Genomic DNA, 15,370 nt, shown 5'->3' with positions numbered 1-15,370 from the left:
GCCTACAAAATGTGCGACCTACAGGCCGGATAAGGCGTTCACGCCGTCATCCGGCAACGCATTATGCTTTAATGCCCAATAGCGCCGAGGCGCTGGCGTTGCCGCTTAACAGATCGTCCGTTTTGCCCTGCCACGCGATGCGCCCGTCGGCGACCACAATCGAGCGGGACGCAATTCGCGCGGCATCTTCTACGCTGTGAGAAACCATCAGCAACGTCAGCTGCTTCTCGCGACAGACTTCGGTGACCAGCGTTAGCATCTCCTGGCGCAGCGCGGGATCGAGCGCTGAGAACGGTTCATCAAGCAGTAAAATAGGTTGTTCCCGCACCAGACAACGCGCCAGCGCCACGCGCTGTCGCTGCCCGCCGGAAAGTTCGCCGGGGAGGCGTTCCAGCAGAGAGTCGAGTCCCATTTGTTGAGCGATGTGGTGCATTTTCTCTCGCTGCGATGTGTTCAGCTTCAATCCCGGATTCAGGCCCAGGCCGATGTTTTGCTGTACGCTCAGATGGCTGAACAGGTTGTTTTCCTGAAACAGCATGGATACGGGTCGGCGTGAGGGCGGCGTGGTGGTGTGATCTTCACCGTCAATCATCATGGTACCGCTGGCAGGCGTGAGAAAGCCGGCAATCAGATTCAGCAGCGTACTTTTCCCGGCGCCGCTGGGCCCGAGTACAGCTATTTGCTCACCGCGCGTGACCGACAGCGTAAAGCGCATAGGCAAATGGTGATACAGCCATGTGATATCAATCAGTTTTAACATTTTGACCCGGCAATTTCTCAATAACGGTAAACAGCGTAAAGCACAGGATCAGCAGTAATAACGCCGTAACCGCGCCATCCTGACTGCGATAAGAGCCAATCTGCTGATATAAATAAAACGGCAGGGTACGGAAATCCTCATTACCAAATAACGCCACTACGCCAAAATCGCCAATCGACAGGACGCAGGCAAACGCCATCGCCTGCGCCAGCGGGCGCTTCAGGGCGCGCAGTTCAACCACTTTCAGGCGCGACCATCCCTCAATGCCCAACGACTGGCACAACATACTGTAGCGAGCAGTGACGTCACGCATTGGGTTTTCCAGCACTTTCAGCGCGTAAGGGATCGCCATCAGCGCATTGGTAAAAATGACAATGCCGTCGGCAGATTCAGGAAGCCCAATGGTATTATTGAGCAGTAGAAAGAAGCCGGTTGCCAGCACGATGCCCGGCATGGCGAGGATCATCATGCCGCTCAACTCCAGCATCTGACCTGCCAGCAGCTGCTGTCGGGCACGGAGTTCACGACTGCTCCATAACAGCATCATAGTGAGCACGACGCATAACGCTCCTGCTGCTAATGCGATGCGCAGCGAGGTTCCCAACGCCTGCCACAGCACTGGCTGCATCAGTACATCCAGAACATGGCGGTTTAAGCCATCGATAATCACCGCCAGCAACGGCGGCAGTAACAGCAACAGGGCAAGAATAATCAGGATTGCGTCAGCCAGTCGGCTGTGCAGGCGATCGTCGGGATCGCGCCAGCCTTGTACCAGGGTAGCACCGGGAGCAATCGCCCGGCTCAGACGTTGGCTGAGGAGCACCAGCGCCAAACAACAAACCATCTGGATCAACGCCAGCATGGCTGCGCGGGCAGGATCGTAATCAAAATTCAGCGCCTGATAGATAGCCAGCTCGATGGTGGTGGCCTGTGGCCCGCCGCCAAGCGACAGAACGGTGGCGAAACTGGCGAAGCACAGCATAAAGATGAGTGCCGCGACGGGCAGGATCTGACGACGCAGCCATGGCCATTCAACAAAACGGAAGAAATGCCAGCCACGCATACCCAACTGAGCGGCTAACTGCCGCTGTTCGCCGGGAATATTCTCCAGCGACTGTAACAGCAGGCGGCTGGCCATCGGCAGATTGAAAAAGACATGCGCCAGCAGAATGCCCTGCAAACCGTATGGCGAAAACGTCCACTCCAGCCCGAATGTATGCCAGAGCGAGGCCAGCCAACCCTGGCGACCGTAGACGCTAAGAATACCGAATACCGCGACCAGCACTGGCAGGATTAACGTCATCGCGCACAGACGCAGCAGCGCCAGACGCCCTGGAAAACGACGACGATAGAGCGCTCTGGCAAGGAAAATCGCCGGGACAACCGACAGCACAGCGGATAAAAATGCCTGCCAGAAAGAAAAGCGCACCACGTGCCACAGGTAGTCATCTTGCCACAGCGAGAGCCACTCTCCCTGCGGGGCGTTAAACCACAGTGCCAAAAATGCGGCCAGGGCAACGGCCACCATCAGCGTGGCGGCGGTAAGCCCTGGAACCAGCCAGCCGGGGATTAGCGGCTGACGGCGCGTTGCCATTCGCTAATCCATGCCTGACGTTGAGCCGCAACCTGCTGCGGCGTAAATTCCAGCGCGGTGGCCGGTTTATTCAGTTGCTCGAATCCTGGCGGTAGGGCGACTTGCGTCACGGGATACATCCAGTTGCCGGTCGGAATCGCATTTTGGAATGCCGGGGATACCATAAACTTCAGGAATTTCTCGGCCAGTTCCGGCTGCTTGCTGGCCGCGGTACGGGCGGCGACTTCCACCTGCAAATAGTGGCCTTCGCTAAAGTTGGCCGCGGCGTAGTTGTCTTTTTTATCGGCGATGATGTGATAGGCCGGAGAGGTGGTGTAACTGAGCACCAGATCGCTTTCACCTTTCAGGAACAAGCCGTAGGCTTCGCTCCAGCCCTTGGTGACGGTGACGGTTTTGGCTGCCAGTTTCTGCCACGCCTCTGGCGCTTTATCACCATAGACTTTCTGCATCCATAGCAGCAGACCCAATCCTGGCGTGCTGGTGCGTGGATCCTGATAAATGACGCGCCATTTTTGGTCGCTCTCTACCAGTTCTTTCAGGCTTTTGGGCGGATTCTTCAGCTTGTTCTTATCATAAACGAAGGCGAAATAGCCGTAATCAAACGGAACGAAGGTATCGTTTTTCCAGCCGCCGGGTACGTTAACGGCGTCGTTTGCAACACCACTTTTGGCAAACAGTTTGGTTTGTGTAGCGGCTTCCAGAAGGTTGTTATCCAGACCCAGCACGACGTCGGCTTTGCTGTTTTTTCCTTCCATGCGCAAGCGGTTAAGCAGCGAAACGCCATCTTCCAGCGCGACCAGTTTTAGCTCGCAGTTGCAGTCAGCTTCAAAGGCTTTTTTGATTGTCGGGCCCGGGCCCCAGTCAGCTGCGAACGAGTCGTAGGTATAGACGGTCAGTACAGGTTTGGCGAAGACAGGCGCTGCGCACAGCAGTAACAGCGGAAGACATTTTTTAAACACTTTGCACCTCATAAAGTAAAACTCTAAATAATTCGAGTTGCAGGAAGGCGGCGACGCAGCGCATCCCCAGGAGCGTACAGGTAGTACGTGACTGGGGTGAGCGAGGAAAGCCAACGCATCTGCAGCTTGAAATATGACGAGTTAGGTGGCAAAGGACTTGAGCTACAGCCTCAAATCCCTTCGCCGGCATTATCCGGATCAGGTTCGACGGGTATCTCTCAGCCCATACACTTCATCATTCACGCTGCCTCTGTGTTGGCAGCGCTCGCTCACCCCAGTCACATAGTTATCTATGCTCCTGGGGACTCACTCGCTTGCCGCCTTGATGCATCATGAATGATCTTGTGTATGTTTTTTATTTAGCACCCCGTTGAGAACGGCGTTAGTGTAGTGATTTTGTTGCCGGGCAGCAATTAAGAGCTGGCTCTTATGGATCCGGCGGCGCAAACCACGCCGATTTAAAATCAAACCAGCCGAGGGTATTCATGCGCAGCCCGCGCATACTGCGCTGTCCCTGAATGATCAGCCAGTGGTGGATTAATGGCACAATGGCCTTTGTGGCGAGCAACTGTTGGCACCATGCCGCCAGGCTCATTTCGCCCGTTCGCCAGCGAGCCGCATCGTTTTCCCAGTCCCGCGAGATACAGTTTTGCAGCAAAGGGACTTCGCACAAATGGGCGAACAGTGAGAAGTCCAGCGGGAGGGTAAAGTTGGCGCTGTTGAGCCAGATATCGCTGACGATTTCACCTGCATGCCATTGATCGTAGTCGATCTCCTGAATTTTCAACTGTACCTGATGCTGCGCCAGCAACGTTTTCATGATCTGCGCGATAATCCGGTGTTCGATATGATCGCGATAGTAGGTGATCGTCAGCGTTTCCAGCCCGGCGGGTTTTTCACCATGGCCAGGTTTGGCGTGATGCCAGCGGGGAAGCAAACCGTAGGCGGGAAACCACAACCGCTGGTACTGTTCATCGGCGTGGCAGATTAAATTCGTTGGCGAGAGAACGCGGCTTGCCCACTCGCGAACCTCCTGGTTCGCGCCACGGTGGCTACGCGCATCAAACAACAGGTAGTAGCAACCTTCTTCGAGGCGGCTTTCGATCGCCTTTTCATCCTCTGTTGGACCTTTTAGCGTCAACCCGCCGCCAGGCTCTTCTCCGATGTCGGGTAATACCCAAACGTTAACTTCGTCAATCAGCGCCCGGTAGCCAAAGTAATCATCAAATGCATGAATTTTCAGTTGGTTATTGGTATTGCGCATTACCGCATACGGACCGGTACCAATCGGGTGGCTGGAAAAGTTGTTTAGCGTTTCCCATTCTCGCGGCAGGATCATGGCGGGGACCTGCCCCAATAGCCAGGGAAGCCAGCGATCTGGCTGGGCCAGATGGATATCCAGCGTCCAGGCCGTGGGAGAGACGATCTGCGTGATGTGAGAGTACAGCGGCAGGGCGTTAATGCGCCTCAGCGAGGCGATAACATCTTCCATTTCCAGCTCGCGGCCATGATGAAAATGGATCCCCGGGCGCAGGAAGAATCGCCAATGCAAAGGTGAAATTTGCTGCCAGTGATGGGCAATGTCCGCTTCTAGTTCCCCATTTTCCTCATTTACCCGAATTAAGGCACTGAAAATTTGGCGGGCGATATGGGTTTCGGAGCGGCGTAATGCCGTACCGGGGAGCAGGTTGTGCATCGGGCGATAATAGAGAACGCGCATGATATGCCGACCCTGGCGAAAGCTGCGGCCCAAGTGGGAGACCAGCATTTGCCGTACGGCCGTTTTGTCACCGACAAGCTGCACTAGTTGATCGATGCGATCCTGTTCCAGTAGATCTTCCGCGCGCTGCTGCTGGAGCGCCAGCCCAGTATAGAGGAATGTCAGTCGCGAGCGTTTGCCTCGTCCAACTTCAGCTTCCCACGTTAACCAGCCACGATCCTGCATGGTATTAAGCAGCGTACGCATATGGCGGCGCGAGCAGCTCAGCAGATCCGCCAGCTCGTTGAGCGTCGTTTCTTGCGTCTTGCCGTCACAGCATTGCCACAGACGGATGAACTGTTGTTGCAAACGACCAGAAGACATAAAAGGGGAACTCCTGCGGAAAACTCAGCAATTTTATAATCCCTATATTAAGCCAATAATAGATTCCGATGAAGCGATGAGACAACGAAGGGGTCATCTATGCGTCAGTTCTGGTTGAAGTACTTTACCGCGACAGAAAAATCGTCCTGGTTGGCTTGCCTGAGTGCCCCGCAGCGCTTAAAGATGCTCGAAGAGCTGATGCAGTGGGAGATGACATCTGACTCCTGAATTGGAAATTGCAGACATCATGTGTGACTGAGTATTGGTGTTAATCGCCGCGCCAGCAGGTATCATCTGCTGGCTTTTTTCGTTTCAGCTGCGCTTAAAAGGAAAGATATGCTCTGGATTATGACCATGGGACGGCGCCTCAACGGCGTTTACGCGGCATTTATGCTGGTCGCTTTTATGATGGGCGTGGCGGGGGCATTGCAGGCACCCACGCTGAGTCTGTTCCTGAGCCGTGAAGTCGGGGCGCAGCCATTTTGGGTCGGGCTGTTTTACACCGTCAATGCGATTGTCGGGATCGTCGTCAGCCTTGGCCTCGCGAAACGATCCGACAGCCAGGGCGATCGACGTAAGTTGATCATGTTCTGCTGCCTCATGGCAATTGGCAATGCGTTGCTGTTTGCCTTTAATCGTCACTATCTTACGCTGATCACCTGCGGTGTGCTGCTGGCCTCGCTGGCGAACACCGCCATGCCGCAGCTGTTTGCGCTGGCGCGGGAATATGCTGATAACTCCGCGCGTGAAGTGGTGATGTTTAGCTCGGTGATGCGTGCGCAGCTTTCATTGGCCTGGGTAATTGGCCCACCGCTGGCTTTTATGCTGGCGCTGAATTACGGCTTTACGGCGATGTTTTCCATTGCCGCAGGGATTTTTGCCATTAGCCTGGTGCTGATTGCGCTGATACTGCCGTCAGTTGCTCGGGTGGAGCAGCCTGTAGACGTGCCGCTGGAACAGACCGGCGGTTGGCAGGACAAAAATGTACGCATGTTGTTTATTGCCTCCACGCTGATGTGGACCTGCAACACCATGTACATCATCGATATGCCGCTGTGGATAAGCCTCGAACTGGGCTTGCCGGACAAGCTGGCCGGGATTCTAATGGGGACGGCGGCTGGACTGGAAATTCCGGCGATGATTCTTGCGGGCTATTACGTGAAGCGCTTTGGCAAACGGCGAATGATGATCGCGGCCGTCGCGGCAGGCGTGCTGTTTTATCTTGGTTTGATCTTCTTTCACAGCCGTACGGCGCTGCTGGTGCTGCAACTGTTTAACGCGGTATTTATCGGTATTATCGCCGGGATAGGTATGCTGTGGTTTCAGGATCTGATGCCCGGACGTGCGGGATCAGCGACCACATTATTTACCAACAGTATTTCAACGGGAGTCATTCTGGCAGGGGTGATTCAGGGGGCTGTTGCGCAAAGCTACGGTCACTCTGCCGTCTATTGGGTGATTGCGGTGATTTCGGTGGTGACGCTGTGGATGACCGGGCGGGTGAAGGATGTTTAGTCCGGTGCAGTCCCGGCGTTGCAGTGCCCGACCGGACGACATTTCGTATTCGCTTTTGTCGTTTTTGTAGGCCGGATAAGGCGTTTACGCCGCCATCCGGCAACCTGTCCTTACGGCCTGATCGCGTTACGCTTATCAGGCCAATCCCTCTTTTTTTCATCTTGCACGTAAATGCAATGTTGATCACATAACGATCATTTTCCTCTTCCTGGATCTTCTTTTTTCTACTGTTACGCGTATACAGTTACGCGTAACAGTTATTAAAAAAGGAGTTTTTTATGAAGAACCTATTCGACCTGACCGGTAAACGCGCGCTGATTACCGGTTCCGCTCAGGGCATTGGTAACCTGCTGGCCAACGGTCTGGCGGCGCACGGTGCTGAGATTGTGATTAACGATATTACCCAGCAGCGCGCTCAGGCGGCGGCGGACAAACTGGTTGCCGAAGGCTATCGCGCCGTTGGCTATGGATTTGATGTCACCAACGGGGAAGAGGTTGCGCGCGCCATCGCGCAAATCGAAAAGGAAGTTGGGGCCATTGATATTTTAATTAACAACGCCGGAATTCAGCGTCGTTTTCCCTTCACCGAATTCCCGGAGGCTGAATGGGACAAAGTGATTGATGTAAACCAGAAATCGGTCTTTCTGGTGTCGCAGCAGGTTTCCCGCTACATGGTGCAACGCCGCCGCGGGAAGATTATTAATATCTGCTCAATGCAAAGCGAATTAGGTCGTAAAACCATTACTCCATACGCGGCGTCAAAAGGCGCGGTCAAAATGTTAACCCGTGGCATGTGCGTGGAACTGGCGGAATACAATATTCAGGTCAATGGCATTGCTCCCGGCTATTTCGCCACCGACATGACCACCGCGCTGGTCAACGATGAAGCATTCTCCGCCTGGCTGTTCCAGCGCACGCCCGCCGCTCGCTGGGGTAACCCGGAGGAGCTGATCGGCGCGGCGGTTTATCTTGCCGCGCCCGCTTCTGACTTTGTGAATGGGCATCTTCTGTTTGTGGACGGCGGCATGCTGGCCGCGGTCTGATCAATAATGGGCCGCAACGCGCGGCCTGAGCGATAAAACAATAATCCAAGGAGTGAGTATGAATATGCTCGCAAAACTGCCAGCGCGTCGCTGGTGGTATTTAATGCCGATTATTTTTATTACCTACAGCTTAGCTTATCTCGACCGCGCCAATTACGGCTTTGCCGCTGCCGCCGGTATTGAACATGACTTAGGGATTACTCAGGGAACAGCATCGTTAATTGGCGCGTTATTCTTCCTGGGCTATTTCTTTTTCCAGGTGCCGGGCGCGATGTATGCGGTAAAGCATAGCGTGCGCAAAATGATTTTTTACAGCCTGATCCTTTGGGGGCTTTGTGCCGCGGCGACCGGCTTTGTCAGCAATATCCCAACGCTGATGGCGATCCGCTTTATTCTCGGCATCGTCGAAGCGGCAGTGATGCCCGCGATGCTGATTTATATCAGCAACTGGTTTACCAAAACTGAACGCTCGCGCGCCAACACCTTTTTAATTCTCGGCAACCCGGTCACAGTGCTGTGGATGTCGATAGTCTCCGGCTACCTGATTGAAGCCTGGGGCTGGCGCGAAATGTTTATTATCGAAGGTATCCCGGCGGTGATCTGGGCGTTCTGCTGGGTGATTCTGGTACGCGACAAACCGGCGGATGCGGGCTGGTTGAGCGAGCAGGAGAAACAGGCATTACAGCAGGCGATGGATCGCGAGCAGCGCGACATCAAACCGATGCGTAACTACGGTGAAGCGATGCGTTCACGCAGCGTCATTATGCTTTGCGCGGTGCATGCGCTGTGGAGCATCGGGGTGTATGGCTTCATGATGTGGATGCCGTCAATCCTCAAAAATGCGGCGCAGATGGACATCGTGGCGGTGGGCTGGCTGGCAGCGGTACCGTATCTGGCGGCGATCTGCCTGATGCTGACCGTCTCCTGGCTGTCCGATAAGTTCCAGAACCGTAAGCTGTTTATCTGGCCGCTGCTGTTGATTGCCGCCATCGCGTTCTTTGCCTCGTGGCTGTTGGGCAACCAGTCCTTCTGGCTCTCCTACGCGCTGCTGGTTGTGGCCGCCGCCTGTATGTATGCGCCTTACGGGCCATTCTTTGCGCTGATCCCCGAACTGCTGCCGCGCAACGTCTCCGGCGTGTCGATGGGGATGATCAACAGTTTTGGCGCGTTAGGGGCATTCCTCGGCGCGTGGCTGGTGGGTTACCTCAACGGTGTGACCGGCGGGCCGGGCGTCTCCTACACCTTCATGGCGATTGCTCTGCTGGCGTCGGTGGTGCTGATGTACTGCGTTCGTGCGCAAAATGAAACCACGTCGCCGTTGGCTGAGATGGCTACGCGTTAAGGTTGAGCGAGGAGTGCAGTCGCTAACCGGCTGTGATAAGGTTCTCTGCGAGCATAATGGGCTGTTGGTCGTAGAGAACCTCATGAAAAACAATCGGATGACATTACAGGATATCGCTAATCTGGCCGGGCTGAATAAGATGACGGTCAGCCGTTATCTACGTGACCCGAATCAGGTGTCGCAACGCAGCCGCGAATTGATTTCGAAAGTGATGGAAGAGAACAACTACATCCCCAACCGCGCCCCGGAAATTCTGCTCAACGCACGCAGCAAAACCATTGGTGTGCTGATCCCCTCGTTTCGTAATCAGATCTTTGCCGACGTGCTGGCAGGGATTGAATCCGTCACCTCGGCCTGCCAGTACCAGACGCTGATCGCCAACTACGAATATGATGCCGAGCGTGAAGAACGCGAGGTGCTGAATCTGCTCTCTTACAATATCGACGGCCTGATCCTCACGGGAAAGCTGCATACAGAGCGAATGATCCAGTACGTGCGCGCCAGCGGCGTACCGGTGGCGGAACTGATGGATATTAGCGGCCAGTATCTTGATATACAGGTTGGGTTTGATAACGAAAAAGCCGCGTTTGAAATGACGCAGGCTTTTATCGACAGCGGTAAACGCAGCATTGCTTTCTTTGGCTCGATGGATGACCCCCGAGACCTTAGCCGTTTTCGCGGCACCGAGAAAGCGCTGGCGGCGCAGGGACTGGAAGCGTACCACCTGGCGCCAAAAACTATTTCGTCGGTGGCGCTTGGACGCAAGATGTTCCAGCAGGCGATGGCGGAAAAGCCGGATATTGACGCTATTTTCTGTACCAACGATGACCTGGCGGTTGGCGCGCTGCTGGAGTGTCAGGCACAGCAGTACGATGTGCCGGGAAAAATGGCGATTGCCGGTTTCCACGGGCTGGAAATTGGCCGTGCGCGGCTGCAAAAAATCGCCAGCGTGATTACGCCACGCTTTGAGATTGGCAAAACGGCGGCGGATATTCTGATTAAGCGTTTGAACGGGAAAGATGCGCCGGGCAGCGTCAATCTTGGCTACCAAATCTATTACGGCGATACGCTGTAGGCGAAGAGAAGGGGCTGGTCACCGTACGGTGACCAGCGGAAGAGATTACTGCATAAATGCTGGCTGCTTGTCTTCGTACTCGGTGATGGCCGCTTCATGCTGCAGCGTCAACCCGATGCTGTCCAGACCGTTCAGCATGCAGTGGCGGCGGAAGTCGTCAATTTTAAAGCTGTAGGACTTATCGCCTGCTTTCACCACCTGCGCTTCCAGATCCACTTCAAATTTAATGCCCGGATTGGCTTTCACCAGCGCGAACATTTCATCTACCTGCGCGTCGCTCAGGGTCACCGGCAACAGTTGGTTATTAAAACTGTTGCCGTAGAAGATGTCGGCGAAGCTTGGTGCGATCACCACTTTAAAGCCGTAATCGGTCAGTGCCCACGGCGCATGTTCGCGTGAAGAGCCGCAGCCAAAGTTTTCCCGTGCGAGCAGAATTGATGCCCCTTTATATTCCGGGAAGTTTAAAACGAACTCAGGATTCGGCTGTTGGCCCTTTTCGTCCAGGAAACGCCAGTCGTTAAACAGATGGGCGCCAAAACCGGTGCGCGTAACCTTCTGCAAAAACTGTTTAGGGATAATTGCGTCGGTATCAACGTTGGCGGCATCCAGTGGGACAACCAGGCCGGTATGCTGGGTAAATTTCTCTGCCATGGTAGTTTCCTTATTTGATGCTGCGAATGTCGGCAAAATGACCGGTAACGGCGGCAGCGGCGGCCATGGCCGGGCTGACTAAATGCGTGCGACCACCGCGGCCCTGACGACCTTCAAAATTACGGTTGCTGGTGGATGCGCAGCGTTCGCCAGGGTTCAGGCGGTCATTGTTCATCGCCAGGCACATGGAACAGCCCGATAAACGCCATTCAAAACCGGCTTCGATAAAGATCTTATCCAGACCTTCTGCTTCCGCCTGCGCTTTCACCGGACCAGAGCCCGGCACCACCAGTGCCTGCACGCCCGGCGCAACTTTGCGCCCTTTGGCGATTTCTGCCGCGGCGCGTAAATCTTCAATACGCGAGTTGGTGCAGGAACCGATGAACACTTTATCGATAGCCACTTCCGTTAACGGAATACCCGGTTTCAGCCCCATATACGCCAGCGCTTTTTCAGCTGATGCACGCTCAACGGGATCGGCAAATGACGCCGGGTCGGGAATATTATCGTTCACCGAGATGACCTGACCCGGGTTTGTTCCCCAGGTGACCTGCGGAGCGATCTCTTCTGCCTGCAGGGTAACGACGGTATCAAACGTCGCGTTGTCGTCGGTTTTCAGGGTTTTCCAGTATGTAACCGCGTGGTCAAAATCCTCGCCCTTCGGTGCGTGTAAACGACCCTGAACATAGTTAAAGGTCGTTTCATCCGGTGCGACCAGACCCGCTTTTGCGCCCATTTCAATGGCCATGTTGCACAGGGTCATCCGGCCTTCCATGCTCAATGCACGGATGGCTTCGCCACAAAACTCAACCACGTGTCCGGTTCCGCCTGCGCTACCGGTTTTACCGATAATCGCCAGCACGATATCTTTGGCGGTAATGCCAGCGGCTGCTTTACCGTTGACTTCAATCTTCATGGTTTTGGCGCGCCCCTGTTTCAGGGTCTGCGTCGCCAGAACGTGTTCAACTTCAGAGGTGCCAATGCCAAACGCCAGTGCGCCGAACGCGCCGTGTGTAGCGGTGTGGGAATCGCCGCAGACGATGGTCATACCCGGCAACGTCACGCCTTGTTCTGGCCCCATCACGTGAACGATACCCTGATACGGATGGTTCAGGTCGTACAGCTCGACGCCAAATTCGTTACAGTTCTTAATCAGCTCCTGCATCTGGATGCGTGCCATCTCACCCGACGCGTTGATATCTTTGGTCTGGGTAGAGACGTTGTGATCCATGGTGGCAAAGGTTTTACCTGGCTGGCGCACCTGACGGCCATGCGCGCGCAGACCATCAAACGCCTGCGGAGAGGTCACTTCATGCACCAGATGCCTGTCGATGTACAACAGTGGGGTTTCGTTTTGCGCCTCAAAGACGACGTGCGCATCAAACAATTTTTCGTACAACGTTTTGGCCATGATTACACCCCTTCTGCGACGTAACGGGCAATGATGTCACCCATTTCATCGGTACTGACTGCGGCAGCGCCACGGGCTAAGTCACCGGTGCGAATGCCTTCTTCTAATGCGCGGTTGATGGCGCTCTCAATTGCGGTTGCCGCATCATTGGCATCCAGGCTGTAGCGCAGCAGCAGCGCCAGCGACAGGATCTGGGCGATAGGGTTGGCAATATTTTTCCCGGCGATGTCCGGAGCGGAGCCGCCAGCAGGCTCGTACAAACCGAAGCCCTGCTCATTCAGGCTGGCGGACGGTAACATGCCCATTGAACCGGTGATCATGGCGCACTCATCAGACAGAATGTCACCAAACAGGTTAGAGCATAGCAACACGTCGAACTGGGATGGATCTTTAATTAATTGCATAGTCGCGTTGTCGATGTACATATGCGCCAGCTCAACGTCCGGGTATTCATTAGCAATTTCATTGACAATTTCGCGCCACAGAATAGACGTTTGCAGTACGTTAGCTTTATCAATCGACGTAACTTTACGGCGACGTTTGCGAGCGGATTCAAACGCGATACGCGCAATACGTTCGATCTCGAAACGGTGATAAACCTCGGTATCAAAAGCTTTTTCATGTTGTCCGCTGCCTTCGCGGCCTTTTGGTTGACCGAAGTAAATCCCGCCAGTCAGTTCGCGTACGCACAGGATGTCGAAACCGTTCGCGGCAATATCTGCGCGCAGAGGGCAAAACGCTTCCAGCCCCTGGTAGAGCTTAGCCGGGCGCAGGTTGCTGAATAATTTGAAGTGCTTACGCAATGGCAACAGTGCGCCACGCTCTGGCTGCTGGTTTGGCGGCAGGTTTTCCCATTTCGGGCCGCCAACGGAGCCAAACAGAATGGCGTCAGCTTGTTCACAGCCTTCAACCGTTGCAGGTGGCAGCGGCTGACCGTGGTTATCGATAGCGGCACCACCCACGTCGTAGTGGCTGGTGGTAATGCGCATATTAAAGCGGTTGCGGATTGCGTCCAGTACCTTCAGGGCTTGCGCCATCACTTCCGGGCCAATACCGTCACCCGGCAAAACAGCAATATGATAATTCTTCGACATCACACGGTTTCCTTGTTGTTCTCGTTGTTCTGAGCTTTGCGTTGCAATTCTTTTTCGACTTCTTCGGCGCGCCAGATGTTGTTCAGCACATGCACCATCGCTTTAGCAGAAGATTCGACGATATCTGTCGCCAGACCGACGCCGTGGAAACGACGACCGTTATAGTTGGCAACGATATCCACCTGACCCAGCGCATCTTTACCGTGCCCTTTGGCGGTCAGGCTGTATTTCACCAGTTCGATGTTGTACTCAGTTACACGGTTGATGGCCTGATAAATAGCATCGACCGGACCGTTACCGTTCGCCGCTTCGGCTTTGACTTCGTCACCGCAGGCCAGCTTGACGGAGGCGGTGGCGATGTCGTTTGAGCCGGACTGCACGCTGAAGTAATCCAGACGGAAATGCTCTGGTTCTTCCTGCTGTTTATTAATGAAGGCCAGCGCTTCCAGGTCGTAATCAAATACCTGACCTTTTTTATCCGCCAGTTTCAGGAATGCGTCATACAGGTTGTCCAGGCTGTATTCATTTTCTTTATATCCCATCTCATCCATACGGTGTTTCACCGCGGCGCGTCCGGAACGGGAGGTCAGGTTCAGCTGTACCTGGTTCAGACCAATGGATTCAGGCGTCATGATTTCGTAGTTTTCACGGTTTTTCAGTACGCCGTCCTGATGGATGCCGGAGGAGTGGGCAAAGGCGCCGCTACCGACAATGGCTTTGTTTGCCGGAATAGGCATGTTGCAGATTTGGCTAACTAACTGGCTGGTACGCCAGATCTCCTGGTGATTGATGCGGGTCTGTACATTCAGGATATCTTTACGCACCTTGATCGCCATGATCACTTCTTCCAGTGAGCAGTTACCGGCGCGTTCGCCGATACCGTTCATCGCGCCTTCCACCTGACGCGCTCCGGCGTGAACGGCTGCCAGCGCGTTGCCGACGCCCAAACCTAAATCATCATGGGTGTGTACGGAGATGATGGCTTTATCGATATTTGGTACGCGTTCATACAGGCCAGAAATGATTGCCCCAAATTCGAAAGGCATGGTGTAACCGACGGTATCAGGGATGTTAATGGTTTTGGCACCCGCGTTAATAGCAGCTTCAACAACGCGAGCCAGATCGGCGATAGGGGTACGGCCTGCATCTTCGCAGGAGAACTCCACGTCATCGGTATAATTACGCGCACGCTTAACCATGTAGACCGCGCGCTCAATGACCTCATCCAGCGTACTGCGTAATTTCGTCGCGATGTGCATCGGCGAGGTGGCGATAAACGTATGAATACGGAAAGCTTCAGCGACTTTCAGCGATTCTGCAGCGACGTCGATATCTTTTTCTACGCAGCGTGCTAAGGCGCAAACGCGGCTGTTTTTAACCTGACGAGCAATGGTCTGAACTGACTCAAAGTCGCCCGGTGAAGAAACGGGGAAACCTACTTCCATCACGTCAACGCCCATACGCTCAAGGGCCAGCGCAATCTGCAGTTTTTCTTTCACACTCAGGCTTGCCTGTAACGCCTGTTCACCATCGCGTAAGGTGGTATCGAAAATAATGACTTGCTGGCTCATGGTTTAGGTCCTTGGTTTCTTAGGGCGCCTTGCTTCGAGCATAAAAAAACCCGCGCAACGGCGCGGGTTTTTGTCTTAACTGGAGCTGACTTAATGCTGAATATCGTCCACCAGTCTACCGCGCAATGAAGATGCGTTTAGTAGTAGTAGACCGTTAAAACGAGCAATGTAAGTCATCAATTAAGCTCCAGGCGAATGCGATATGCTTTTAGTGGTACTGGATATGAAGACTGATGTCAACCCTCACCCCTGCAAATGCCTTACTTGAGGGG

General features: G+C 54.4%; 14 protein-coding genes. 5 read left to right on the top strand and 9 right to left on the bottom strand.

Translation table 11 applies throughout. The annotated features are described in order from the left end of the window. Positions 1-61: 61 nt before the first annotated feature. The 4 genes from thiQ to sgrR all read right to left on the bottom strand — a co-directional run bounded on the left by thiQ (position 62) and on the right by sgrR (position 5,396). Positions 62-760 (bottom strand): thiamine ABC transporter ATP-binding protein ThiQ, encoded by a 699-nt coding sequence (gene thiQ / locus OGX97_RS04405; RefSeq protein ID WP_111466125.1) that lies wholly within the window; start codon positions 758-760, stop codon positions 62-64. Then, positions 744-2,354 (bottom strand): thiamine/thiamine pyrophosphate ABC transporter permease ThiP, encoded by a 1,611-nt coding sequence (thiP, locus tag OGX97_RS04400; protein WP_111466124.1) that lies wholly within the window; start codon positions 2,352-2,354, stop codon positions 744-746. Before thiP ends, thiQ begins: the two co-directional genes overlap by 17 nt. Next, the gene (gene thiB, locus OGX97_RS04395; RefSeq protein ID WP_032942354.1) at positions 2,330-3,313 is read right to left on the bottom strand and encodes a thiamine ABC transporter substrate binding subunit; all 984 of its coding nucleotides are present in this window, start codon (positions 3,311-3,313) and stop codon (positions 2,330-2,332) included. Before thiB ends, thiP begins: the two co-directional genes overlap by 25 nt. A 427-nt stretch (positions 3,314-3,740) precedes the next feature. Continuing rightward, positions 3,741-5,396 (bottom strand): HTH-type transcriptional regulator SgrR, encoded by a 1,656-nt coding sequence (gene sgrR, locus OGX97_RS04390; RefSeq protein ID WP_111466123.1) that lies wholly within the window; start codon positions 5,394-5,396, stop codon positions 3,741-3,743. A gap of 99 nt (positions 5,397-5,495) precedes the next feature. Here sgrR and sgrT point away from each other — a divergent pair, with 99 nt between their 5' ends. The 5 genes from sgrT to idnR all read left to right on the top strand — a co-directional run bounded on the left by sgrT (position 5,496) and on the right by idnR (position 10,371). Continuing rightward, a complete protein-coding gene (sgrT, locus tag OGX97_RS04385; RefSeq protein ID WP_020996233.1) occupies positions 5,496-5,624 on the top strand; it encodes a glucose uptake inhibitor SgrT in 129 nt (42 codons plus the stop codon). Positions 5,625-5,732: 108 nt separating this feature from the next. Then, positions 5,733-6,911 (top strand): sugar efflux transporter, encoded by a 1,179-nt coding sequence (locus OGX97_RS04380; RefSeq protein WP_111466122.1) that lies wholly within the window; start codon positions 5,733-5,735, stop codon positions 6,909-6,911. A 278-nt stretch (positions 6,912-7,189) separates the two neighbouring features. Then, a complete protein-coding gene (idnO, locus tag OGX97_RS04375; protein WP_008786186.1) occupies positions 7,190-7,954 on the top strand; it encodes a gluconate 5-dehydrogenase in 765 nt (254 codons plus the stop codon). Between the two features lie 58 nt (positions 7,955-8,012). After that, positions 8,013-9,296: an MFS transporter gene (locus tag OGX97_RS04370; protein WP_267454167.1), complete on the top strand. Its 1,284-nt coding sequence runs from the start codon at positions 8,013-8,015 to the stop codon at positions 9,294-9,296. An 82-nt stretch (positions 9,297-9,378) separates the two neighbouring features. After that, positions 9,379-10,371 carry a DNA-binding transcriptional regulator IdnR gene (gene idnR / locus OGX97_RS04365; protein WP_032944294.1) on the top strand — a complete coding sequence of 331 codons (993 nt, stop codon included), beginning with the start codon at positions 9,379-9,381 and terminating at the stop codon, positions 10,369-10,371. A 45-nt stretch (positions 10,372-10,416) separates the two neighbouring features. Here the strand turns inward: idnR and leuD are convergent, their stop codons facing one another. The 5 genes from leuD to leuL all read right to left on the bottom strand — a co-directional run bounded on the left by leuD (position 10,417) and on the right by leuL (position 15,275). Next, the gene (gene leuD, locus OGX97_RS04360; RefSeq protein WP_003829572.1) at positions 10,417-11,022 is read right to left on the bottom strand and encodes a 3-isopropylmalate dehydratase small subunit; all 606 of its coding nucleotides are present in this window, start codon (positions 11,020-11,022) and stop codon (positions 10,417-10,419) included. Between the two features lie 10 nt (positions 11,023-11,032). Beyond that, the gene (leuC, locus tag OGX97_RS04355) at positions 11,033-12,433 is read right to left on the bottom strand and encodes a 3-isopropylmalate dehydratase large subunit (RefSeq protein WP_279850902.1); all 1,401 of its coding nucleotides are present in this window, start codon (positions 12,431-12,433) and stop codon (positions 11,033-11,035) included. A 2-nt stretch (positions 12,434-12,435) separates the two neighbouring features. After that, positions 12,436-13,527: a 3-isopropylmalate dehydrogenase gene (leuB, locus tag OGX97_RS04350; protein WP_003829570.1), complete on the bottom strand. Its 1,092-nt coding sequence runs from the start codon at positions 13,525-13,527 to the stop codon at positions 12,436-12,438. Then, positions 13,527-15,098, bottom strand: coding sequence for a 2-isopropylmalate synthase (gene leuA, locus OGX97_RS04345; RefSeq protein WP_008786191.1), 1,572 nt, complete (start codon positions 15,096-15,098; stop codon positions 13,527-13,529). Before leuA ends, leuB begins: the two co-directional genes overlap by 1 nt. A 90-nt stretch (positions 15,099-15,188) precedes the next feature. Further along, on the bottom strand, positions 15,189-15,275 hold the full coding sequence (gene leuL / locus OGX97_RS04340; RefSeq protein ID WP_048998978.1) for a leu operon leader peptide: 87 nt from the start codon (positions 15,273-15,275) through the stop codon (positions 15,189-15,191). Positions 15,276-15,370: the final 95 nt, after the last annotated feature.

The organism is Citrobacter sp. Cpo061, from assembly GCF_030332845.1.
In the GTDB taxonomy this organism is placed as follows: domain Bacteria; phylum Pseudomonadota; class Gammaproteobacteria; order Enterobacterales; family Enterobacteriaceae; genus Citrobacter; species Citrobacter portucalensis.
This window is presented reverse-complemented; position numbering and strand designations above follow the sequence as displayed.